This window comes from Desulfotomaculum copahuensis, from assembly GCF_001655685.1.
GTDB lineage: Bacteria > Bacillota > Desulfotomaculia > Desulfotomaculales > Desulfovirgulaceae > Desulfotomaculum_G > Desulfotomaculum_G copahuensis.
Genome location: NZ_LYVF01000197.1, coordinates 65,115 through 89,146, shown reverse-complemented (window position 1 = coordinate 89,146; position 24,032 = coordinate 65,115). Strand labels below are relative to the sequence as shown.

General features: G+C 58.2%; 22 protein-coding genes. 21 read left to right on the top strand and 1 reads right to left on the bottom strand.

What is annotated here, in order from left to right; genetic code table 11:
* Positions 1-57 precede the first annotated feature (57 nt).
* From A6M21_RS16965 to A6M21_RS16895, 14 genes are all read left to right on the top strand, one after another.
* A complete protein-coding gene (locus tag A6M21_RS16965; RefSeq protein ID WP_066671611.1) occupies positions 58-687 on the top strand; it encodes an AAA family ATPase in 630 nt (209 codons plus the stop codon).
* A 520-nt stretch (positions 688-1,207) separates the two neighbouring features.
* A complete protein-coding gene (locus A6M21_RS16955) occupies positions 1,208-1,486 on the top strand; it encodes a hypothetical protein (protein ID WP_066671604.1) in 279 nt (92 codons plus the stop codon).
* Positions 1,487-1,511: 25 nt separating this feature from the next.
* Positions 1,512-3,059, top strand: coding sequence for an acyl-CoA carboxylase subunit beta (locus tag A6M21_RS16950; protein ID WP_066671602.1), 1,548 nt, complete (start codon positions 1,512-1,514; stop codon positions 3,057-3,059).
* Between the two features lie 14 nt (positions 3,060-3,073).
* A complete protein-coding gene (locus A6M21_RS16945) occupies positions 3,074-3,853 on the top strand; it encodes an enoyl-CoA hydratase-related protein (protein WP_066671600.1) in 780 nt (259 codons plus the stop codon).
* Positions 3,854-4,226: 373 nt separating this feature from the next.
* Positions 4,227-5,237, top strand: a complete 1,011-nt coding sequence (locus A6M21_RS16940; RefSeq protein WP_066671598.1) for a beta/alpha barrel domain-containing protein — start codon at positions 4,227-4,229, stop codon at positions 5,235-5,237.
* A 271-nt stretch (positions 5,238-5,508) separates the two neighbouring features.
* On the top strand, positions 5,509-5,835 hold the full coding sequence (locus A6M21_RS16935; RefSeq protein ID WP_078060835.1) for an ArsR/SmtB family transcription factor: 327 nt from the start codon (positions 5,509-5,511) through the stop codon (positions 5,833-5,835).
* A 108-nt stretch (positions 5,836-5,943) separates the two neighbouring features.
* Positions 5,944-6,198 (top strand): sulfurtransferase TusA family protein, encoded by a 255-nt coding sequence (locus A6M21_RS16930; RefSeq protein ID WP_066671596.1) that lies wholly within the window; start codon positions 5,944-5,946, stop codon positions 6,196-6,198.
* Position 6,199: 1 nt separating this feature from the next.
* Complete coding sequence (locus tag A6M21_RS16925; protein ID WP_066671595.1) at positions 6,200-6,628, top strand: hydrogenase iron-sulfur subunit; 429 nt, start codon at positions 6,200-6,202, stop codon at positions 6,626-6,628.
* 4 nt (positions 6,629-6,632) lie between these two features.
* A complete protein-coding gene (locus A6M21_RS16920) occupies positions 6,633-9,341 on the top strand; it encodes an FAD-dependent oxidoreductase (protein ID WP_066671592.1) in 2,709 nt (902 codons plus the stop codon).
* On the top strand, positions 9,338-11,059 hold the full coding sequence (locus A6M21_RS16915; RefSeq protein WP_066671590.1) for a CoB--CoM heterodisulfide reductase iron-sulfur subunit A family protein: 1,722 nt from the start codon (positions 9,338-9,340) through the stop codon (positions 11,057-11,059). Before A6M21_RS16920 ends, A6M21_RS16915 begins: the two co-directional genes overlap by 4 nt.
* Before the next feature lies 1 nt (position 11,060).
* Positions 11,061-11,294, top strand: coding sequence for a transcriptional regulator (locus A6M21_RS16910; protein WP_066671588.1), 234 nt, complete (start codon positions 11,061-11,063; stop codon positions 11,292-11,294).
* 13 nt (positions 11,295-11,307) lie between these two features.
* Entirely contained in the window at positions 11,308-11,610 is a 303-nt protein-coding gene (locus A6M21_RS16905; protein ID WP_066671586.1) for a 4Fe-4S dicluster domain-containing protein, read from the top strand.
* Positions 11,611-11,622: 12 nt separating this feature from the next.
* Complete coding sequence (locus A6M21_RS16900; RefSeq protein WP_066671576.1) at positions 11,623-12,579, top strand: (Fe-S)-binding protein; 957 nt, start codon at positions 11,623-11,625, stop codon at positions 12,577-12,579.
* Between the two features lie 37 nt (positions 12,580-12,616).
* Positions 12,617-13,084, top strand: a complete 468-nt coding sequence (locus A6M21_RS16895; protein WP_066671573.1) for a DsrE/DsrF/DrsH-like family protein — start codon at positions 12,617-12,619, stop codon at positions 13,082-13,084.
* Positions 13,085-13,124: 40 nt separating this feature from the next.
* On the opposite strand, the gene A6M21_RS16890 is transcribed toward A6M21_RS16895, so the two are convergent.
* Positions 13,125-13,757, bottom strand: coding sequence for a MarC family protein (locus A6M21_RS16890; protein ID WP_078060834.1), 633 nt, complete (start codon positions 13,755-13,757; stop codon positions 13,125-13,127).
* Between the two features lie 562 nt (positions 13,758-14,319).
* On the opposite strand from A6M21_RS16890, the gene A6M21_RS16885 reads away from it, so the two are divergent.
* The 7 genes from A6M21_RS16885 (at position 14,320) to A6M21_RS16845 (ending at position 24,026) form a co-directional block, all read left to right on the top strand.
* The gene (locus tag A6M21_RS16885; RefSeq protein WP_066671684.1) at positions 14,320-15,705 is read left to right on the top strand and encodes a cytochrome ubiquinol oxidase subunit I; all 1,386 of its coding nucleotides are present in this window, start codon (positions 14,320-14,322) and stop codon (positions 15,703-15,705) included.
* Positions 15,696-16,700, top strand: a complete 1,005-nt coding sequence (gene cydB / locus A6M21_RS16880) for a cytochrome d ubiquinol oxidase subunit II (protein ID WP_066671570.1) — start codon at positions 15,696-15,698, stop codon at positions 16,698-16,700. Before A6M21_RS16885 ends, cydB begins: the two co-directional genes overlap by 10 nt.
* 157 nt (positions 16,701-16,857) lie before the next feature.
* The gene (gene cydD, locus A6M21_RS16875; protein WP_066671567.1) at positions 16,858-18,594 is read left to right on the top strand and encodes a thiol reductant ABC exporter subunit CydD; all 1,737 of its coding nucleotides are present in this window, start codon (positions 16,858-16,860) and stop codon (positions 18,592-18,594) included.
* Positions 18,591-20,348 carry a thiol reductant ABC exporter subunit CydC gene (cydC, locus tag A6M21_RS16870; protein ID WP_066671561.1) on the top strand — a complete coding sequence of 586 codons (1,758 nt, stop codon included), beginning with the start codon at positions 18,591-18,593 and terminating at the stop codon, positions 20,346-20,348. Before cydD ends, cydC begins: the two co-directional genes overlap by 4 nt.
* A gap of 245 nt (positions 20,349-20,593) precedes the next feature.
* A complete protein-coding gene (gene gnd / locus A6M21_RS16860; protein ID WP_066671557.1) occupies positions 20,594-21,490 on the top strand; it encodes a phosphogluconate dehydrogenase (NAD(+)-dependent, decarboxylating) in 897 nt (298 codons plus the stop codon).
* Positions 21,491-21,511: 21 nt separating this feature from the next.
* Positions 21,512-23,134: a glucose-6-phosphate dehydrogenase gene (zwf, locus tag A6M21_RS16855; protein WP_066671554.1), complete on the top strand. Its 1,623-nt coding sequence runs from the start codon at positions 21,512-21,514 to the stop codon at positions 23,132-23,134.
* 214 nt (positions 23,135-23,348) lie between these two features.
* Positions 23,349-24,026: a cyclase family protein gene (locus tag A6M21_RS16845; protein WP_078060833.1), complete on the top strand. Its 678-nt coding sequence runs from the start codon at positions 23,349-23,351 to the stop codon at positions 24,024-24,026.
* Positions 24,027-24,032 lie beyond the last annotated feature (6 nt).

Below are 24,032 nucleotides of genomic sequence, written 5' to 3'. Positions count from 1 at the left end.
CCGGAATTATGATATAATAACAGTTAATCAGTTGTACGAGGGGGAGCAGAAGTATTCATGGCGGAGCACAAGCAAACCAAAAAAATAGCCATTCTGGGCGGACCGGGTACGGGCAAGACCACTTTATGCAAACAGCTTGATGTGGACTTCAGTATGGCCGGATACATCAGTGACGTGTGCCTGGAATTTGCCCGCTCCTATATCGCCTGGTACGGTGTGCCCACCACCATCTTCGAGCAGTTCCTGCTTTACGAAGGGCAGAAGCGCCGGGAGGAAGAACTGGGATATTGTGATATTATCTTTTGCGATAACGCCACCATTTTGAATTATGTTTACGGCCTTTTGAGCTGCGATTTCAAAAACCCGCGGGAGGTTTACGCCCTGATGAAGCTGTACGAATGGGCTATGCGCGACCTCCCCGGTTACGAGGTTTTTTACATTCCACGCGAGTTTAATGTAGAAAAAGACGGTATCAGGTATCAGGACAACGATTTTGCCGTGGTGGTGGACACCAAGATTAAGAACTTCCTGGATATCATGAATGTGCCTTACACCATTATTAAAGGCGATTTGGAAACCAGGGTGCAGCAGATGAAGGAAAAAATCGGCTTCGTGGAGAAGCGCAAGCGCTGTCCCGCCGTTCATGAGGTGGCGACGGTAAAGGAAGACGGCACGTGTGAAAGCTAAGGCGGAAAAGGAAGGCCCGCAAGGCCCTTCCTTTTTTGATCTGAAACAGCCGTTCTTGCCGGCGTCGGACGTTCCGTGTAGCAGTTGGGGCATAAGTTCCGGAAAACAAAACAAGACCGGTGCATTCAGCAAGCGGACCGGCGGCGCCAATCGCGCGCCGGAAAATATTACCGGACTCCGGGGGGGGGGCATATTGGAGCTGTGATTGGAGATGTGTATCATTTTGGCCGGCATCCGGCCGGTTAAAATTAAGTGTAAATTAATAAAGACATAGCCGGCCGGGTCCGTTTAAGTTGGGGGTGTGCCGGTTTTTATCCTCTTCCGGAAACAGTATCCGTGCTGGTCGGAGTGTAAATAAACGATAACACTTTTGTCCTTGTCCCCGGCCGTTCGTGTGAATAGTCTGAAGCCGCTTAGGGTAATATTCAGCCTTTTACCCTATAATATCAACTGTTAAGGGAAAATAATTGGTTTCGTGCCGGCCTGTTGCGAGATGAAAGCGCCAAATGGGGGGATGGTCATGTTTTCCGGCGCTGATGGAGATGAAGAACTGCAATTTTTTGATGACCGGCGCCTTTATCCTTCCGGAGAGGAAGAGGAAGATTTTATGCCCCCGGTGTGTTGCGGAGTGCGGCCACAGGTGGTGGCCGCCATCGTGAGCGTTCTCCTGGGCGGCGGCCTGTTGCGGGAGGGGGAGAGAGTCACCGGGATCCGTCCCTGTTCGCCGCCGAAGGCATGGAAGTGGGCCGGGGTGCTGGCATTGATGCGTCAACGGGAGCGGGCTGTGGACAGAATTTGAAAAGCCGGACAAAGGGGTTGGGACGATGGAAGAAATCAACTTGAGACAACTTGAATCTGAATTGTTGGAAAAGGCGGAAAAGATTAAAAAAGGGGGCGCGCCCAAATATCACGAGAGCAATGCCGCCCGGGGCAAAATGTTTGTCCGGGAGCGGCTGGAGCTGTTACTGGATCCCGGTTCGCTAATTTGTGAGGACGGCTTCTGGGCCAACAACATGGCCGGGGATCTGCCCGCCGACGGGGTGGTCACGGTGGTGGGCAAAATCCACGGCCGTACGGTCTGCGTAATGGCCAACGACTCCACGGTCAAGGCCGGTTCCTGGGGCTGGCGCACGGTGGAAAAGATTCTGCGCATCCAGGAAACGGCACAGGACCTGAAGGTACCCATGCTTTACCTGGTGGATTCCGCCGGGGCGCGCATCACCGACCAGGTGGAGATGTTTCCCGGCCGGCGGGGCGCCGGGGCCATTTTCTATAATGAAGTGAAAATGTCGGGTATGATTCCCCAGATCTGCCTGCTTTTCGGACCATCGGCAGCCGGCGGCGCCTATATTCCGGCTTTCTGCGACGTGGTCTTCATGGTCAACGGCAACGCCAGCATGTATTTGGGCTCGCCGCGTATGGTGGAGATGGTGATCGGGGAAAAGACCACTCTGGAGGAACTGGGCGGGGCACACATGCACTGCAGTCAGAGCGGCTGCGGCGACCTGCTGGCCATGAGCGAGGCTGAAGCCATTGAGTCCTGCCGGCGCTATCTAACCTACCTGCCCCAGAACTACCTGGGCCGTCCTCCGATGGCCATGGCCCGGGCGGCGGCGTCCGGACGTTCCATCGAGGATATCGTGCCGGTCAAAGAAAGCGAACCCTTTAACATGTATGAGCTAATCGACTGTTTGATTGACGAGGGCACCTGGTTTGAAATTAAAAGACTTTTCGCCCCGGAACTGATCACCGGCCTGTGCCGCATCGGCGGCCGGGTGGTGGGCATTCTGGCCAATCAGCCGAAAGAAAAGGGCGGCGTGCTGTTCGTCGATTCCGCCGACAAGGGCGCCCGTTTCATGAGCCTGTGCGACGCCTTCAACATCCCCCTGCTGTTTTTGATGGACGTGCCCGGCTTCATGGTCGGCGGCGCGGTGGAAAGGCAGGGCATCATCCGCCACGGGGCCAAGATGATCTCGGCCATGTCCGAGGCCACGGTGCCCAAGATCTCGGTGGTGGTACGCAAGGCCTACGGGGCCGGCCTGTATGCCATGTGCGGCCCGGCTTTCGAACCGGACTGCTGCATGGCCCTGCCCGGCGCCCAGGTGGCTGTGATGGGTCCGCAGGCGGCGGTGAAGGCGGTTTACGAAAACAAGATCAACGCCCTGCCGCCGGAGGAAAGGCCGGAATTTATCCGGCAAAAACAGACTGAATATTTGCAGGATGTGGACATCTACCGCCTGGCTTCGGAACTGGTGGTCGATCACATCGTCAGCGGGCGCGATTTGCGCCAGGAGCTGATCGCCCGCTTTACCCTGTACGAATCCAAACGGCAGAAGTTCGCCGAACGCAAGCATCCGGTTTATCCGGTTTGAGGTGGTGACGGGGAGTGGATTACGAGACTATTAAATTGCAGCGCGGACCGGTGGCGGTCATTTCATTTAACCGGCCCCAGGCCATGAATGCTTTGAGCACGCAAATGGCTGCTGATTTGCTGGCCGCGCTGGAGGAACTGGCCCTGGACGATACTGTGTTTGCCGCCGTGCTCACCGCCGAAGGGGAGAAGGCCTTTTGCGTCGGGGCGGACCTGAAAGAAAGAAAAAATATGAGCCACGTGGAGATGAAGAAACAGCGTGCTCTTTTCGTACGCGCCTTCACAGCCGTGGCCATGTTTCCCAAGCCGCTGGTAGCGGCGGTGAACGGCTACGCCCTGGGGGGAGGGACGGAGTTTGCCCTGGGCTGCGATTTCATCATCGCCGCGGAAAATGCCGTCTTCGGCCTGCCGGAAGTGGGGCTGGCGATCATTCCCGGCGGCGGCGGGACGCAGTTGTTGCCCCGGGTAATCGGCCGCAACAAGGCCAAGGAATTGATCTTCACCGGCCGGCGGATCACCGCCGCCGGTGCGCTGGAGTTGGGTCTGGTGAATTACGTGGTGCCTGCGCCGGATTTGATGGAAAGAACGATGACCCTCTTGCGGGAAATTGCCAAAAACGGCCCCGTTGCCCTGCAGCAGGCCAAGCGGGCGATCAACCTGGGGGTGGAGCTGGATCTGCACACCGCCCTGGCCCTGGAGGCCGAATGTTACAACGTCTGTCTGACCACGGAGGACCGGGACGAGGGATTGAAGGCTTTTAACGAAAAACGTAAACCGGTTTACCGGGGACGGTAAGAAAAACGTCCGGCCAGTCTATTCCGGTTCACCTGACAGCAAAGCAAGCTAAATAATTGAAACGTGCCTTCCGGTTTTGTTCCGGCCGGCGCCGGGTTGGATAGAACAACCTGCAGGGCAAGGGAAGGCAAGGCAAGATATAAATCCACCCGCTCCGGGAGGGCGGAATCAGGAGAACGGTATAAATATTCTTTTGCCGGCGGTTAAGACATCAACATGCCGGTACGGATGTGCACGGGTCTTTGCCGCCGGGGGCCGTTTAATCCGTCCGCGGTTGCTGCGTCATTATTAATGTGTAGCGAACCGTCAATCCTGATTCGGCCGGTTTTACCGGTGGCAACCGGGAGCGGGCTTTTATTAGGGGGGCAATATCATGTTCGATTATCCGAAAAAAGTGATCCTGGGTGAGATCACCGTGCGGGACGGCTTTCAGCACGAGGAAAAATTCATTCCCACCCGGGCCAAGCTGTGGTGCCTGGAGGAATTGATCCTGGCCGGTTTTAACCGCCTGGAGGTGACCAACTTCGGCAACCCCCGGGGCATGCCCCAGTTTGCCGATGCGGATGAACTGTTCAAGCTGATCCGCACCAGCAAGCGGGTCAAGGACCGGCTGGCCGGCGTCGAGCTGACGGCCGTGACCATCCGGGAAAAGGCGGTGGACCGGGCCATCCGGGCAAAGAACGAAGGTTACGGGCCGGATCGCATTTTGATGATGGTGTCCACCTCTCCTTCCCATATGGTCAGGAATTCCGGTCTGGGTCACAAGGAGTACTGGGCGGAAGTGGAGCGCTGCATCAAAAAGGCGCACGATGCAGGTATTAAATTCAACGGCACGGTAAGCACCATTTGGGGCTGTCCGATTGAAGGACCGACGGAATTAAAGGCGGCGGTGGAAGTGACCAGGCGTTTTCTGGCACTGGGGGCCGACGACATCGAGCACGCCGACCACGATGGTTCGGCGCCGCCGGACAAGGTTTACGAATATTTTTCCCTGATCCTGGACGCCTTCCCCAATCCGGAGCTGCACATCGCCCATTTCCACGTCACCCGCGGCTGGGGGCTGGCCAATGTACTGGCCGCCCTGCAGGCCGGCGTCACCCACTTCGAAAGCACCCTGGGCGGCACCGGCGGCCAGCCGGCCAACTTTGTGGACGGGGTGCCCGTGGCCGGCACCGGCGACTATTATTACCAGGATCCGAATATCGTCGGTCTGGTTTCCACCGAGGATATGGTGGTGATGATGGACGAAATGGGCATTGACACCGGCGTTGATGTGGACCGCGTGCTGCAAATCGGCCGGACGGTGGAAAAAATCACCGGCCGGCGCCTGCGCAGTGAATGCATCAAAACCGGGCGCATTCCCAAAGGCCCCACCGGGCATTGAAGCGATCAAAATAACCGGCCGGTGAACGGTGTTTTACCGTACGGCCGGCGATCAAAACAATCGTTTATTTTACCGGTTTACCGGCGGGCATGATCCGTCCCGGCGGTTGGAAACGCTGATTTCCGCTGCACCCGGCCTGACTACAGGAGGATTCTTTCTGCGGTCAGGTTTTTTGTTTTTTGATCAAAAAAGCTATTGACAGGGCAGACTAAGGTGTGGGATAATACATTAAAGTTTTAATGATCATTAAAATGTTAATGGGTGATGACTGATGAACAATGCCGAGAACATGAACTTCAACGAACTGCCCATGCCCACCTGGGAGGAATGCCAGCGGGTGGCCGACTTTCTACAAGGTTTCTCCAACCCGGTGCGGGTGAAAATCCTCTGCGCCCTGCGGGAAGGGGAAAAAAGCGTGGGGGAAATCGCGGAATACTTGAACGCCAAACAGTCCAACATATCCCAGCAACTGCAGATTCTAATGGCCAAGGGTTATGTAGTCAAAAGGCGGGAGGAAAGGAACGTCTACTACAGTGTGCGTGACCGCCGGATTTATGCGGTCATGGAACAAATCCGCCGGCTTTCACAGGAGGAGTAGCGGTTTTTGCGGACGCAACCGGCAGTGAGAACGTTGGCCGGGGTTATTCAACTAACTGGCAAACTTTTTTAAAAAACATACTTAAAAAATGCCAAGGGGGAGATTTACATGACGCCGGAAGAACTGAAAAGCATCAAATCAAACAAAGTGGTGGACGCCAGGGGCACGTCCTGCCCGGGACCGATCCTGGCGGCGAAAAAGGCAGTGGCCCAGATCAAGCCGGGGGAAATCATGGAAGTGCTGTCCTCGGACGCCGGTACCAACAAGGATATTCCGGTGTGGACCAGGAAGGCCGGGCATGAGTTTTTGGGCACCGTGGAGGAGTCGGGCTACTGGAAATTGTTTATTAAAAGGATGAAGTAACATGGCGGAAAAAATGAGCGCAAAAGACAAGGATTTGCCCAAAATCCTTGTCTTTTCCACCAACAACATTTCCGATCCGGGCATCGACCTGGCGGGCAGTTCGCACATGCATTACCCGCCTTCCGTAGTGGTGCTCAGCATGCCCTGCACCAGCGGCATTAAGCCGGAATGGATCCTGTACGCCCTGGAAAAGGGGTTTGACGGCGTCTTTATCGCCGCCGACGGTGAGGAGTGTGCCTATCTTTCCGATTGTACGGAGCGGTCGGGCAAAATTGTCGCCCGGGCGCAGGAAATGCTTCAGGAGAAGGGTTTCGAGCCCCAACGGCTGCGCATGTCGGCCATCTGCTCGGTTTGCGCGGAACCGTTTACCAACCAGATTAAAGAATTTTCCGAGACCTTGCAAAATCTCGGGTCTGCCAGGAAGGGATAAGCCTATGAATTACGATATTCTCGTGGTCGGCAGCGGTATCGGGGGCATGGAATCGGCACTTAAACTGGGGGATATGGGCTACAAGGTTCTGCTGGTGGAGAAGGAGCCCAGTGTGGGCGGCAAAATGATCCTGCTCAGCAAGGTATTTCCCACTTTGGATTGCGCCAGCTGTATTTCCACGCCTAAAATGGCGGCCGCCGCCCACCACCCCAATGTAAAGGCCATGGTCTATTCGGAAGTACAGCAGATCCAAAAGCAAAAAAACGGCAAATTTAAAGTTAAAGTACGGCAAAAACCGACTTTTGTCAACCCTTCTTTATGCACCGGGTGCCGGCAGTGTGAAATGAGCTGCAACGTGGCCGTACCGGACGAATACAACTTCGACCTGGTGGCCAGGCGGGCGGCTTTCATCGCCTTTCCCCAGGCCGTGCCCAAAAAGGCCGTAATTGAAAGGCAAGGGTCCTCTCCCTGTTCCTTCACCTGCCCGGCCGGGATCAAGGCACACGGCTATGTGGCCCTGGTCAGAAGCGGCAAGTACAAGGAAGCTTTTGACCTGATCATGGAAACCACGCCCCTGGCGGGCAGCCTGGGCCGGGCCTGCTATGCCCCGTGTGAGGGGGAGTGCACCCGCGGGGGGCTGGAAGGACCGCTGCCGATCCGCAAGCTGAAGCGCTTTGTTGCGGATCAGTATTACCAGGAGCATGCCGAAACGGAATACAAACAACTGCCGGCGTCCACCGGCAAAAAGGTGGCTGTGGTCGGTTCCGGTCCGGCCGGTCTGACCGCTGCTTTTCACCTTGCCCAAAGCGGCCATCAGGTAAAAATTTTCGAAGCGGCGCCTGCGCCCGGCGGTATGCTCAGACTGGCCATTCCCGCCTACAGGCTGCCCAAAGAGGTGGTGGACCGGGACATTAAAAACCTCACCGCTTTGGGAGTGGAAATTGAAACCGGCGTGCGGGTCGAAAACCCGGCTGAGTTGAAGGAAAAGGGTTTCGACGCCGTATTCATCGCCACCGGCACCCAGTCTACCCGGGAGATGCGGGTGGAGGGGGAAAACCTGGACGGTGTGATCATGTCGCTGGATTTCCTGCGCGCAGTCAACCTGGGCGACAAGACTTCCCTGCAGGGCAAAACGGTCATGGTGGTCGGCGGCGGCAACGTGGCCATGGACTCCGCCCGGGTGGCCGTAAGGCTGGGGGCCAAAAAGGTGTTTGTCCAGTACCGGCGGAGCCGGGCGGAAATGCCGGCCCACCGCTGGGAAATCGAGGCGGCGGAAAAAGAGGGTGTCGAATTTCAGTATCTGTGCGCCCCCCAAAAGTTCATTGGTAAAAAAGGCAAGCTGACTGCCGTGGAAAGCATCAAAATGGAACTGGGTCCGCCCGATGCCGGCGGCCGGAGAAAACCCGTGCCGGTGGCGGGCTCTGAACAGACCGTACCGGTCGACCTGGTGATTACTGCCGTCGGTCTGTCCCCGCAGACGGAAAGTTTGCAGGGGCGGCTGGAATTGAATAAAAACGGCACCATCAATGTCAACCCGGAAACGCTGCAAACATCTGTGCCTCATCTTTTTGCCGGCGGTGATGTGGTCACCGGGCCTTCCATGATCGTGAATGCGGTGGCCCAGGGCAGAAGGGCGGCCTTCTTCATCGACCGCTATTTGAAGGGGGAAAGCCTGGCCGGGGTTGCCTTTGACGGACGGTTGCCGGTGGTGGACAAGGAACAGGTGCTGCAGAGGCAGCAGGGTTACCGCACCCTGGCGCCGGTGGAAAACAATGAGCCGCTGCAGCGCGGGGTGAATGACTTCAGTGAGGTGGAGCCGCCCCTCAGCGAGGAGGAAGCCCGGTACAGCGCCGGCCGGTGCCTGGATTGCGGCGTCTGCTCGGAATGCCATCAATGCGTGTCCGTTTGTCCGGCCAACGCCATTGATATGGAAATGCGGGCGGTAGAAGAAGAAGTGGAAGTGGGTTCCGTCATTGTCTCCACCGGATTCAGATTATTTCCCGCCCAGCTGAAAACCCAGTACGGGTACGGGCAGTTCAAAAATGTGATTACCGGCATGCAGATGGACCGCCTGCTGGCTCCCACCAGGCCTTACAATACAGTTTTGCGGCCGCACGACGGCAAGGTGCCCGACAGCGTGGCCTACATTCTCTGCACCGGCTCACGGGATCAGTCGGTGGATAACCCCTTGTGCTCCCGGGTTTGCTGCATGTACTCGGTGAAGCAGAATCAGCTGATCATGGGTGCTTTGCCCCTGGCTGACGTGACCGTATACTATATCGACGTACGTGCCTTCGGCAAGGGTTATGAGGAGTTTTACCAGCAGGCCAGGGCCATGGGGGCAAACTTTGTCAAGGGCCGGGTGGCCGGGATTGAAGAAAAGGAAGACGGCAACCTGATCCTGACTTACGAAGACATTGACAATGGTGGCACGGTGGCCAGGGCGGAACACGATTTGGTGGTACTGTCCGTTGGTCTTTTGCCCAATACGGAAGTGTTCAACCTGTTTTCTGGGGTGGAGCTGGCGGCGGATGAATACTTCTACGTCAAAGAAGTTGACGAGGACATCAATCCCGGCAAGACCAGTATCGACGGCGTTTTTGTAGCCGGCACCGCCTCCGGGGCCAAGGATATACCTGATTCCATACTGCACGCCGGTGCGGCCGCGGCCCAGGCGGCGGCCTATGTGGAAAGGACAAGGATCGGCACATGAGCAATAAAAAAATAGGTGTTTACATCTGCCATTGCGGCGGGAACATTTCCGATTATGTGGACGTGGAAAAGGTCAGGGAGGCCGTGGCCGGCGAGCCGGGCGTGGAGGTGGCCAAAACGGCCATGTTCACCTGCTCCGACGCCACCCAGCAGGAAATGCTGGAGGATATCCGGGAAAAAAACCTGGACGGCCTGGTGGTGGCTTCCTGCTCGCCCAAGCTGCACCTGTTCACCTTCCGGGGGGTGGCCAAAAGGGCCGGTTTGAACCCCTATCAGTATACCCAGGTGAACGTGCGGGAGCAATGTTCCTGGACACACACGGACGATCCGGCCGGAGCCACGGAAAAGGCCATCCGGCTGATCAGAGCCGGCATCGCCCGGACCAATTTGACCGAACCTTTGGAGCCTATTGTGGTCAACACCGTGCCTGCCGTGCTGGTGGTGGGCGCGGGCATAGCCGGGCTACGGGCGGCCGTCGGGCTGGCCGATCTGGGCCTGTCCGTCTGGCTGGTGGAAAAGGCCGCGTCGCCCGGTGGATGGGTGGCCGGGTTTGGGAAAATGTATCCCTACGACCGGTCAGGTAGTGATTTGATCAGCCAATTGACAGCCGAAGTGAAAAAGCGCAACAACATCACTTTATTCACCAATGCCGAACTGGTGGAAAAGTCCGGCAGCATCGGCGATTTTAATGTGGTCATCCGGGTCAACGGCGGGGAAGAAATCAAAGCCAATGTGGGCGCGGTCATTGTAGCCGCCGGTTTCGATGCTTACCAGCCCGGGGATGGTGAATACGGCTATGGCACGGACGGGGTGCTAACCCTGCCCGAGTTCAAGGCGCTGGTGGACAGTTCAGACGGCCGGCTGATGTATCAGGGCCGGGAAGTCAAAGACGTGGTCTACATCTACTGTGTGGGCAGCCGGCAGCCGGAGGGGGAAGACAGAACCTATTGCTCCCGTTACTGCTGCAACGCTGCCGTTCACGCCGCGCTCACGGCGCTGGAAAAAGATCCCGGACTGCACCAGTTCCATCTTTTCCGGGACATCAGAACTTACGGCAAGTTCGAACTGCTTTACAATCAGTCCCGGGAAATGGGTGTGCGTTATCTTAAATTTGATGAAAATGAGCCGCCGGTGGTGGAAAAGGACGCCGCCGGGAAGGTCAAGGTTACCGTCAAGGACCTGCTCACTTACAGTGAAGAAGTGGAAATCCGGGCCGATCTGGTGGTGCTGGTCACCGGCATGGTACCGCGGGAGAACAGCGGTTTGACAGACGTATTGAAGCTGCCCGTAGGCCGGGACGGATTCTTCAATGAAATCCATCCCAAGCTGCGGCCGGTGGAAACGGTGGTGGACGGCGTGTTCATCTGCGGCACCTGCCAGGGGCCGAAAAACTCCGCGGAAAGCGTGGCCTCGGCCCTGGCGGCGGTAACCCAGAGCGCTTCCATTCTCAAGAAGGGCTATGTGGAATTGGAGCCGTTGATTGCCGCGGTTAATCCGGAACTCTGCCAGTGGTGCGGGGAATGCGCCCAATCATGTCCCTACACGGCCATCGGCAAGGAGCAGTACCAGGGTAGGGAGGTGGCGGCGGTAAACCGGGCCGTCTGCAAGGGATGCGGCGGCTGCGCGCCGGTCTGCCCGCGAAACGCCATTGACCTCAAGGGCTACACGGATGCACAGGTTAGGTCGATGATCGACGCCTTTTTAAAGGAGACGGGCTAAGATGAACGGTAAAGCAAGAGATCCGCGGGAAGTAATCCGGGAGGAAATGCTCATGCACGGCCGGATTCTACAGGTGTTGCAGGACGGGCCGAAAACTGTGCCGGAAATCGCCGCCGCTGTTGATTATCCCACCCATGAAGTGATGTTCTGGGTGATGGGGATGCGCAAGTACGGCCGGGTGGCTGAAACCAAAGAAGTGACCGACGACGGTTACTACAAGTACCGGGCGGTATAAAGGAGGGGTAACGGTGGCCCAGGTTAATCCGGAATTCATCGATGAAGTGAAGCGGCCGGGGGAATTCAACGCCTCTGCTTGCATGAACTGCGGGGTGTGCACGGCCGTATGCGAAATGGGCATAGAGCTACTCCCCAGGAAGCTGTTCCGGTATGTTTTGTTGGGGATCAAGGACAAGGTGCTGGAAAACACCGAGACCATTTATTCCTGCCTGCTTTGTAAAATGTGTGAAGTAAACTGTCCGGCCAATGTGCATATTGCGGAAAATGTGCGTTCTTTAAGATATTACATTAATAAAAAGGTTTACAACCTTTAAGGAGAGGTAACCATGGCCTTACCGACCGGCGAAACCATCGGCATACTGGCGGATAACCTGCGCCTGCGCAATTCCGTCCTGCCCATTCCCGGCAAAAACGCCACCCGGTGGGCGGGCGGCCTGGGCATTCCCCGGGGCGGCGAAACCGTCCTGTATACCGGAATGATGTACCAGCTTATTCCTTACATCGAAGCAGTGAACAAATCGCAGGAAAAAATTGAAGATACCTGGCTGGTCAATTTTATCAAAGTAGGGCGGCTGATGAACCGGGTGATCAACATTTCCGGTTTCATGGGCCGGCCGTCCAAGAGCCTGCAGGCGGATTACAACAAAATGCTGGCCAACATCGCCCGTCTGCTGCGGCAGGCGGGAGTGGAATTCGGCTACCTATATGAGGACGAACTGTACTCCGGCGCACTGATCTACGACCTGGGGATGGATGATGTGCTGGCTGCACACGCACAAAAAGTATATGCCATTTTTAAGAAATACGGAGTGAAAAATTTAATCACCGTCGACCCGCACACCACCAACATGCTTCGTTCAGTGTACCCCGCCCTGATCAAAGGTTACGACCTGAAAGTGAAAAGCTACCTGGAAGTGCTGGTGGAGCGCGACATAAAACCGAAGCACAGCCTGGGGGCGGAAGTGGCCATTCACGACTCCTGTGTCTATGCCCGGTATGAAAATGTGCTCAACGAGCAGCGGACGCTTTTGGCCGGAGCGGGAGTCAAAGTCAGTGAACCGCCCGGGGCCGGGCTGTTCACCCACTGCTGCGGCGGCCCTGCCGAGTCGCTGTTTCCCAAAAAGGCCAAACAAAAGGCCCGGGAAAGGGTGGAGCAGATTAAAAGCGTGGCTCAAAATGGTGTGACCATGTGTCCGATCTGCTTCGTCAACCTGCAAAAGGCCGCCCGCGGGGAAATAAAACTGGACGACATCTCCAACTATCTGGTGCGCGCTTATCTCTAGAACCTGCCGGAAATCCACCGGGAGAGGAGGTGCGGATTTGAAAAAAACCATTATTGTTTTCAGCGGCGATCTCGACCGGGCCATGGCCGCGTTCATCATTGCCAACGGCGCTGCGGCCATGGGGGACGATGTGACCATGTTTTTCACCTTCTGGGGCTTGAATATCCTGCGCAAGCCGGAAAAGGTGAAAGTGAAAAAAGGCTTCCTGCAGGCCATGTTCGGCTGGATGATGCCCCGGGGCGCCGGTAAGCTGGGTTTGTCCAAGATGAACTTCGGCGGCATGGGCGCCTCCATGATGAAGAGCGTGATGAAGCAAAAGAATGTGGCCACCCTGCCTGAATTAATCGCCACCGCCAAGGAGCAGGAGATCAAAATGATTGCCTGCACCATGTCCATGGATGTGATGGGCATCACGGAAGAAGAAATGATCGACGGACTGGAATTTGCCGGTGTGGCCACCTACCTGGGCGAAGCCGACGAAGCCAATGTGAACTTGTTCATTTAAGGAAAGAAAGGCCTGCCGCGGCAGGTCTTTCTTTTATCCGTCAGCTCAGTCCCGGGAAGAGGCCGGTCAATCCGGCGGCCGCCATCTGCACGGCAATGACGGTTAAGAGCAGGCCCATCATGCGTGTGATCAGATTGATGGTGGCCTGGGGTAAAAGCTCTTTAACCCGGGGCGCATTGAGGAAAAGAATCAGCGTAATTAGCAAAACTGCCGCAAAAGCGGTAAAGGTCATGGCCGTGCCGGCCCAGTAATTTTGATAACTGCCGTCTAAAGCCAGCACCGTGGAAATGGTGCCCGGTCCCGCCAGGATCGGTGTGGCCAGGGGGGTGACTGAAACGTCTTCCTTGTTCAGCTGTTCGGCGTGTTCTTCGCGGGTGGGATGATGAACGTGGGACGGCCTTCCCTGCAACAGATTGAAGGCGATAAAGAAGAGCAGAATCCCTCCGGCGACCCGGAAAGCATTCAAACTAATGCCCAAAATACGAAAGATAATCTGTCCCGCCAGGGCAAAAAACAAAACGATCATTAAGGCAATCAAAGCGGATTTGCGGGCGGTGGCCCGCTGTCCGGCCCCGGACTCACCGGCTGTCAAAGCCAGAAAAATGGGCACATTGGCCACCGGATTCATGACGGCAAATATGGAGGCGAAGGCGTGCAGCCAGAAAACAGCCAATCGCAAGACACCTCCGGTCGGATGGATTAGTGTGCAGTATAGAGTTTATGTTTTCGACAGAACAAAATGTTATTCCTTCAAATTACCTTTTTTAAACTTTTGCCCGGCTGTAAGGGTGCACCCGGCTTTTATGCGCCCTTTTTCGTTTTTTGATGGGAAAAACTTGACAGTGAAAATAAAAGGAGTTATAATTTGCATTAATAGTATACCGGTTGAATATACTTTTACGGGCGCCTGATCATGGCTCAAGTGCGTCCGGGTGCCGGTTAAGGTAGCGGCTTTTTACGCTTTGCGCGGCAGGAGGATAACGCAGAAGAGAGGGGGGAGATCAGGCGATTAAAGTATACTGTTCCGGTTTAGATTAAAACCCTATTTTGAGAGGGTCGGCTTTGGGGCCGGGACGGTTGACACGGCCGGTGTGCCGGTGACGGTGGTTTTCCGTCAGCCGGTTGATTGATTGGAACACATGCCGCTGAAGCGTACCAGGAAGGAAACATGCGCCGCCGCTGATCAAGCGGCCCGTTTGCGGACGCAAACGCAAAACGTTCCGGGAGGGAAGTCCATGCTTGAGCTCTTATTATCCAGATGGCAGTTCGGTATCACCTCGGCCTATCATTTTCTGTTCGTCCCCCTCACCCTGGGGCTGTCGGTCCTGGTGGCTGTCATGGAAACCGTCTACGCCCGGACCGGGGACGAAACGTATAAGAAGATGACCCTGTTCTGGGGCAAGCTTTTTGTGATTAACTTCATTATGGGTGTGGTTACCGGTATCGTGCAGGAGTTCCAGTTCGGCATGAACTGGTCTGGTTATTCCCGTTTTGTGGGAGACATATTCGGCGCGCCGCTGGCCGTGGAAGCCCTGGCCGCCTTTTTCCTGGAGTCCACCTTCCTGGGCCTGTGGATCTTCGGCTGGGATAAGCTGCCCCGGGCCTGGCATGCCGTGACCATCTGGCTGGTGGCCCTGGCCAGCAACCTGTCCGCCTTCTGGATCCTGGTGGCCAACTCTTTCATGCAGGAGCCGGTGGGATACGCCCTGCGTAACGGCCGGGCGGAAATGACCAGCTTCGGCGCCCTGCTCACCAACCCGAATGTTTTCTACCAGTTTCCACACACCGTGCTGGCCGGGTTCACCACCGCCGCCTTTTTCGTCATGGGCATCAGCGCCTATCACCTGGTGCGTAAAAATCACCCCGGCTTTTTCCACCGTTCCTTCCGTTACGGTTTGACTCTGGGGGTGATCGCCCTGGTGCTGGTTATGGCCGTCGGCCACCTGCAGGGGCAGCACCTGGTCAAAGCACAGCCGATGAAAATGGCGGCGGCGGAGGCGCTCTGGAAAAGCGCCGATCCGGCCCCCTTCAATGTAGTGGCCTCAATCGATCAGAAAAATCAAACCAACGGCTTTGAGCTCCAAATACCATACCTGGTCAGCATTCTTTCCTACAATACTCCCTACGGGGAAGTAAAAGGGATCAAAGAACTGCAGGCTGCCGATGCAGCCCGGTACGGGCCGGGCGATTACATCCCGCCGGTGGCCCCCGTTTTTTGGAGTTTCCGGATCATGGTGGCGGCGGGAGTCGTCATGCTGCTGCTGGTACTGTATGCGCTTTATCTGAACCACAAGGGGCGGCTGGAAAACGGGCCACGTTTTCTTAAAATCATGCTCTGGGCCATACCACTGCCCTACATCGCCAACACCACCGGCTGGTTTATGGCTGAAATCGGCCGTCAGCCCTGGATTGTCTACGGACTGCAAAAAGTGAACAATGCTGTTTCACCTGCCGTTTCCGCCGGGGCGGTGCTGGCCACCATGCTTGTTTTCACCCTGCTCTACGGAGTGCTGGCGGTGGTGGATGTGTACCTGTTGAGCAAATACGCCCGGCTGGGGCCGGATGGAATCTCCGCGGACCGGGCGGCTAAATCCGGCGGGGAGGTGTCGTTATGGACTTGAACACGCTCTGGTTCATTTTGCTGGCCGTATTGTTCACCGGTTTTTTCTTCCTGGAGGGTTTCGATTACGGCGTGGGCATACTGCTCCTCTTTCTGGGGAGGGATGATATGCAACGCCGGATGATCATCAACTCCATCGGTCCGGTCTGGGACGGTAACGAGGTGTGGATGATCACCGCCGGCGGAGCCATGTTCGCCGCTTTTCCCAACTGGTATGCCACTCTTTTCAGCGGGTTTTACCTGGCCCTTTTCCTGATGCTGGTGGCGCTGATCCTGCGCGGGGTGGCCTTTGAATTCCGCAGCAAGGACGAACGCCCGGCCTGGCGCGGTCTGTGGGACTGGTTGATCTGGGGCGGCAGCCTGGTGCCGGCGCTGCTCTGGGGGGTGGCCATGACCAACCTGATCCAGGGAGTGCCCATCAACGCCCAAATGGAATACACCGGCACCTTCTGGACACTGCTCTCCCCCTACACTCTGGTGGGCGGCGTGGCGTCGCTGCTGATTTTCACCCTGCACGGCGCGCTTTTCCTGACCTTGAAGACCACGGGCGAACTGGCGGAGCGTGCCCGCCGGGCGGCCCTGGGGGCGGGCGCACCGGCCGTATTGGCCCTGCTCATCCTGGTGTTGATGAGCTATACCCGGACCGGCATTTTCGACCGGGCCGGGGCGGCGATCATGCTCTGGGTCGCTTTTGCCGCCCTGGTCCTGGCCTGCTGGTTTTTGTTCTACCGCCGTTACGGCCTGGCTTTTGTCGCCAACGGCCTGACTGTCGCCCTGGCCACACTGTCGCTTTTCACCGGCCTGTTTCCCCGGGTGATGGTTTCCAGCCTCAACCCGGCCTGGAGCCTGACCATCTATAACGCCTCCTCAAGTCCTTATACGCTGAAAGTGATGACCATTGTGGCCTTAACCCTGGTGCCGGTGGTGCTTGCCTACCAGGTCTGGACCTACTGGGTTTTCCGCCGCCGGGTGGACGGCCGGCATCTGGAGTATTAGGTGCTGTATGCGGTAACTGCCGCCCGGGATAGCGGGGGTTGCAGGGGCCAGACTGCTTTGGGACGGCTGCAGGGCCGGAAAATAATGAACGGGATACCGGGAGCGGGATTGCCGCTTCTGTCGGGCATTTTCATACTGGTAGAAGGGGGAAGCGGGGATGCTGGATCGGCGGCTCTGGCGCGAGGCCCGGGCGGCGCGCTTGTACCTGGCGCTCACCGTTGGTCCGGGGTTGGGTGCCGGCCTGCTGGCGGTGTTGCAGGCCGGCGTCCTGGCCCGGGTGGTGAGCCTGGTTTTCCCGGGCGGACAGGGGCTGGCGGCGGTCCGGCCCTGGCTGCAGGTGATGCTGGGCCTCATCCTGCTGCGGGCGCTTCTGGCCTGGGCCAGCGAGGCGGCGGCCCGCCGGGCCGCCGCCATAGTCAAACAGGACTTGCGCCGGCGGCTGCTGGATCACCTGCTGGCTCTCGGGCCGGCGTATGTGCGCGGGGAGCGTACTGGTGAACTGGTCAATGTGCTGGTGGAAGGGGTGGAGTCCCTGGAAGACTATTTTGCCCATTACCTGCCCCAACTGGCCCTGGCCGCGCTTCTCCCCCTGATGATCCTGGGCTTCGTCCTGCCCCTGGATCTGACCACCGGGCTGATCTTGCTTTTTACCGCCCCCCTGATCCCACTGTTTATGATTTTGATCGGCAAATGGGCGGAAAGGCTTTCCCGGCAACAGTGGGAGGCATTGAGCCGCATGAGCGCCCACTTCCTGGATGTACTGCAGGGACTGACCACCCTCAAGCTGTTCGGCCGGAGCAAAAGTCAGGCGGCAGTGATCGCCCGGGTGAGCGACCGTTTCCGGGAAACCACCCTGGGGGTGCTGCGGGTGGCTTTTCTTTCCGCCTTGATGCTGGAGTTGCTGGCCACCATCAGCACCGCCCTGGTGGCGGTGGCTCTGGGACTGCGCCTGGTTTACGCCCGCATTCCTTTTGAACGGGCCTTTTTTCTTTTGCTTTTGACTCCGGAATTCTACCTCCCCTTGAGACAACTGGGCGCGCGCTTTCACGCCGGGCTGGCCGGAGTCAGCGCGGCGGACCGTATTTTTGAGATCCTGACCCTCCCCGTTCCCGGGGTGCCTGACCGGGTGGTAGAGAAGACAGACCCCCCGGTGCCGGCGGAATTGCACATTTCTTTCGACGGTGTGCACTACGCCTATGAGGGGGGTACAAGGCCGGCTTTAAACGGGGCTTCCTTCGACCTCCGGCCCGGGGAGCGGGTAGCCCTGGCCGGCGCCAGCGGGGCGGGAAAGACCACCGTGGCCCGCCTGCTTTTGCGTTTTATGGAGCCGGACCGGGGGGAGATCGTGATAAACGGAATTCCCCTGCGTCAAATCCCTGCGGAACTGTGGCGCCGGCAGGTGGCTTATGTGCCCCAGCACCCCCATCTTTTTTACGGCACCATAGCGGAAAACATCCGGCTGGGCCGTCCCGGGGCCACCCGGGAAGAAGTAATGGCGGCGGCCGGACTGGCCGGGGCCGGTGAGTTCATCCGCCGCCTGCCGAAAGGATATGACACCCCCGTGGGTGAAGAAGGAATCCGTCTCAGCGGCGGTCAGGCACGCCTGCTGGCCATTGCCCGGGCTTTTCTGATTGATGCCCGCCTTTTGATTTTGGACGAACCCACCGCCGGCCTGGATGCCGGAAGCGGGCAGGTGCTCGAAGACGCGCTGGCGCGCCTGATGCACGGGCGTACGGTACTGCTCATCGCCCACCGCCCGGCCGCCATCCGCGGGGCGGACCGCATCGTGGTGCTGGCGGACGGCCGGGTGGCGGAGGAAGGGCGGCATGTTGAACTGATGGCCAAACAAGGGGTTTATTACCGTCTGATGACGGCTTTGCGGGGTGCGGCATGAATACTTTCCTGCGTTTGTTGAAGCTAATCGCCCCCTACCGGTGGCCGGTGCTGCTGGCGGCACTGCTCGGTTTTTTCAGTGTGGGCGGCAACATCGCCCTGCTGGCCGCCTCGGCGCTGCTCATCGCCCGGGCGGCACTGCATCCGCCGGTGGTGGCACTGATGCTGCTTATTGCCGGAGTGCGTTTTTTCGGCCTTACCCGGGCGGTATGCCGCTACCTGGAGCGTTATGTTGCCCATGACGTGACTTTCCGCGTGCTGGGCCGGATGCGGGCCTGGTTTTACGGGGCGCTGGAGCCCCTGGCCCCGGCCCGCCTGACGGAGTACCGCAGCGGGGATATTTTAAGCCGTATCGTGACCGATGTGGAAACACTGCAAAACTTTTACCTGCGGGTGCTGGCGCCGGTGCCGGTGGCCCTGTTGGTGCTGCCGGCGGTGTTTGTTTTCCTGGCTCAGTTCGAGTTCGGGGCGGCTCTGGCCTTTGCTACTTTCTTTCTGCTGGCCGGGGCGGGTATACCGTTGGTAATCATGCGGCATAGCCGGGAGCCGGCCCGCACTGTGGGGCGGGTCAGGGCGGAACTGAACGCCCGTCTGGTGGACGGCATCCGGGGGATGACCGAACTGGCGGCCTTCGGCCAGGCCGGCCGCTACCGGGAGCAGGTGGCGGCGCTGGGCCGGGAACTGGCCGGCCGGCAGGGGCGGTTGGCGGGGATTGACGCTCTGGGCGGGGCTTTAACCAGCCTGGCCGGGAACCTTGCCCTGTGGGCGGTGCTAATGTTGACTGTGACGGCGGTGGGGCGGGGGAAATTGGACTGGGTATACCTGCCCATGCTGGTCCTGGCCGTCCCGGGCGCTTTTGAAGCAGTGCAGCCCCTGCCGTTGTTGTTCCCGCAGCTTGAAGAAAGCCTGGCGGCGGCCCGGCGCCTTTTTGAACTGGCCGGCGCCCGGCCCGCCGTCCGGGATCAAGCCGGACCGGCAGGCGGGTCTCCCGTCCGGGATTTTTCCGGCCCGGCCTGCGAGCCCGCCGGGTATGATCTTGAAGTGGCCGGTTTACGCTTCCGCTACGCTCCGGATGAGCCGGCGGCGCTGGACGGTCTGGATTTTGTCCTGTCCGCCGGAGGGAAGTTGGCTGTTGTCGGCTCCAGCGGGGCGGGGAAGAGTACGCTGATCAACCTGCTGCTGCGTTTCTGGGATTACCGGGAGGGTTCCATCCGGCTGGGCGGCTGCGAATTAAAGACCCTCCCCCGGGAACAGGTGCGCCGGTTGATGGGGGTAGTCGCCCAGCATACCCACCTTTTTAATGCCACCATCCGGGAAAATCTCCTGCTGGCCCGGCCCGGGGCCACGGTGGAGGAAATGATCCGGGCCGCCCGGGAGGCCAGTATCCACGAATTCATTCAAAATCTGCCCCGGGGATATGACACTTACGTGGGGGAAGGCGGTTTCAAACTTTCCGGCGGTCAGCGCCAGCGCCTGGCCATTGCCCGGGCGCTGCTCAAGGACGCGCCCATTCTGGTTTTGGACGAAGCCACGGCCGGACTCGATCCGGTTACGGAGCGGGAAGTGCTGGCAGCCATCCGCCGTTTGACGGCGGGGCGCACCACCCTGGTGATCACCCACCGTCTGGCCGGCCTGGAGGAGATGGACGAAATTCTGGTCATGGACGGCGGCCGGGTGGTGGAACGGGGAACACAAGAGGAACTTTTGCGGCGGGACGGGCTGTTCCGGCGGATGTGGAAGCTGCAGCACCTGTAAACCGGGAATTTCGCTGCATTTTTCGGGCCCGGGGAAGGCATACTTTAAATGACCGGCCGGCTTTTATCAGTAGCACCCGCTGGCTGTTATACACCTGCCGGACGCTTCAAACTGAACCGGGCTGCTTTCTTCAGCGGTATTTTAGTTTTTTGCGTATGTTTGCTGTGCATACTTTAAGTAAACCGGGCCGCTTTATTTAGAGACACGTTGGCCGGGGCGATATTGATGCGAAGGGTGAGAAGGCTATGGAAATCGGTTTGGTTGGATTGGGCAAAATGGGCTTCAACCTGGTTCTGAACATGCTTGAAAAAGGCCACCGGGTAGTTGCTTATAACCGTTCACCGGAAAAGACCGGAAAGGCGATCGCGGCCGGGGCCGCCGGCGCTTACAGCCTGACGGAACTGGTGGAAAAACTGGCGCCGCCCCGGGCGATCTGGCTGATGGTGCCGGCCGGCGCGCCGGTGGATGAGACCCTGGAAAAGCTGGCGCCTTTGCTGTCGCCCGGTGATACGGTGATCGACGGGGGCAATTCCGATTACCGTGATACGCTGCGGCGGGCAAAAGAATGGCAAAAGAAAAACATTAACTTCGTTGACGTCGGCACCAGCGGCGGTACGGAAGGTGCCCGTCACGGGGCCTGTCTGATGGCCGGCGCCGGCGGGGAAATTTTTGCCCGGCTGGAGCCGCTGTTCAAGGACATCAGTGTTCCTGGCGGCTATATACATACCGGTCCCCCCGGCAGCGGCCATTTTGTCAAAATGGTACATAACGGTATTGAGTATGGGATGCTTCAGGCCATCGGTGAAGGGTTCGAGATCCTGGAGCGGGGACAGTTTAATCTGAATTTGCAGGCGGTTGCCCGGGTCTGGAACCACGGCTCGGTCATCCGCGGCTGGCTAATGGAGTTGGCTGAAAAAGCTTTTGCCGGAGATCCCCGCCTGGATAAAATCAAAGGAGTGATGCATTCCTCCGGTGAGGGCCTGTGGACGGCCGAAACAGCCCTGGCCCTGGGGGTGCCGGCGCCCGTGATCACCACTTCCGTATTCATGCGTTTCCGCTCGGAGCAGGAGGACAGTTTTGCCGGCAAGGTGGTGGCCGCCCTGCGCAACCAGTTCGGCGGCCACAAGGTGGAACAGGCTTGACAGCGAGGGGGCTTTACCGGTATGGCCGGCCAAAGTGAAGCGTGTATTCTGGTTATCTTCGGGGCTACAGGGGATCTGGCCCGGCGAAAATTGTACTCGGCGCTTTACGCCCTTTACCGGGACGGTATGCTTTCCGCAAATTTTGCCGTGGTGGGGGTGGCCCGGCGGGAAAAAACAGCGGACGGGTTCCGGCGGGATATTTTTCAATCCCTGCAGCAATATTCCCGTTATAAGCCATCTGAAGACCAAACATGGCCTGACTTTGCCGGGCGCTTTTATTATCTGCCCTTCGATCTTCGGGATAGATCCGGTTATGTCCGGTTAAAGGAACTGCTCGCTGAATTGGATGAACGCTACGCCGTACCGGGCAACCGCCTTTTTTACCTGGCCGTGGCGCCGGGGAATTTCGAGGCGGCCATCAACAACCTGGCCGTCGCCGGCCTGGCTGTCAACGAACCTCCCGCCTGGCAGCGCCTGATGCTGGAAAAACCTTTCGGCCGCGATTTGGCGTCGGCGGAAGCGCTGAACCGGCAGATCCGTAAATTGTTTGCGGAAGAGCATATCTTCCGCATCGATCATTATCTGGGCAAGGAAATGATTCAGAATATCACCGTGCTGCGCCTGGCCAATACCTTTTTTGAACCGGTGTGGAACAGGAACTATATAAACAACATCCAGATCAACTCGGTGGAGACGGTCGGGGTGGGGGAGCGGGGGGCCTATTATGAAAAAGCCGGTGCCCTGCGTGACATGATCCAGAATCACATGTTGCAGCTTTTGACATTAATGGCCATGGAACCGCCGGCCGGTTTGGAGGGCCGGGTGGTGCGGGACGAAAAAGTAAAGGTATTGCGGTCGCTGCAGCCGCTGACGGCGGAACGGGTGATCAAAGATACGGTCCGCGGGCAGTACGGGCCGGGTTGCATCAATGGAGAAAGTGCGGCTGGTTACCGGGCGGAGGCCGGAGTCGCTTCCGCATCCAATACCGAAACCTTTGCGGCCATGAAAGTTTTTATTGAGAACTTCCGCTGGGCCGGTGTTCCCTTCTATTTGCGCACGGGCAAAAGACTGGCGGTTAAAGGGACGGAGATCTTCATCCAATTCAACTCCCTGCCGGAGATTAACTATTTCAAGGACTACGGCGTGCTGACGCCCAATCTGCTGGTGATCAGGGTCAACCCTGTGGAAGGTGTACATTTGCAACTTAATGTGAAAAGACCGGGCACTAAAAACCTGATCGTTCCCATCACCATGGATTTTTGTCAGAACTGCGGTTTGGACATCAACTCACCCGAGGCCTACGAGCGGCTGCTTTTTGATGCCATCCAGGGCGATCCCGCCCTGTTTACCGGCTGGGAAGAGGTGGCCCTGGCCTGGCGCTTCGTCGACCCGGTGGCGGAAGTTTGGGCGCAGAGCGACGTGCTCTTTCCCAATTATGCCGCCGGCAGCTGGGGGCCGGCACAGGCGGCCGATTTACTCCTGCGCGACGGGTTGCGCTGGTGGCCGGTATGCGGCGGCAGGCGGTCGGACTTACCGGACTGCTGGCGCAATGCCGGTACGGCCGGCTATAACATTGCCCCGGCTGTTAATGCCGGCCCGCCGGACGGGCAGGCGGGTGAAGCAGCGGTATACGGGCCGCATTAAGGTCCGGGGCCGGCGTATTATCACCCGTTCCGCCAGCGAAGCAGCGGATGGTATACGCACCGCATTAAGCTGCGCCACGCCCGGCCATGCCCAACCCCGCCGTGCCGTGAAGCACCGGCCTACCGGCCGCATTAAAGTGTTAGCGGCCGGACGTTTACGGACTCCCATTAAATGAGGTACCGGGTATGCCGTACAGATTGAGGAGCAGTTGAACATGCTGAAAATATATGACGTCTCCATGGCCATTCATCCCGGTATGGCGGTTTACAAAAACAAAGCGGAAAAGCGGCCGGCCATGGAGGTGAGCAGGGATGAAAGCAAAGGCATCCTGGAAACCCGTCTTTATCTTGATGCGCACACCGGTACCCATGTGGATGCGCCCCTGCATGTCATCCCCGGCGGCCCCGGGGTGGAAAGCCTGTCTCCGGCGGCTTTTTTCGGCCCCTGCCGGGTGCTTGATTTAACCGGCGTGCCGGAGAAGATCGAGCGCCGGGATCTGATGCCTCACGGCCTTTCGGCCGGCGATTTTATCCTTTTCCAGACCAGGAATTCCTGGTCCACCGATTTTGACTTCAACTTTGTCTACATTTCCGCCGAAGCGGCCCAATATCTGGCCGAAGCGGGAGTGCGGGGAGTGGGCCTGGATGCGCTGGGCGTGGAGCGTGATCAGCCCGGTTACCCCACCCACCGCACTTTGCTGGCCCGAAACATCATGGTCATCGAGGGTCTGCGCTTGAAGGAGGTGCCGCCGGGCAGCTATTTCCTGCTGGCCGCCCCGTTATTACTGCCTGGCGTGGAAGCGGCCCCGGCGCGGGTGCTGCTTGCCGGGCGGCAGGATTTTTATTCATTTCTCTCGAATATGAATGAATCGCGAGAAATGAGATCGGAGTGATGATAT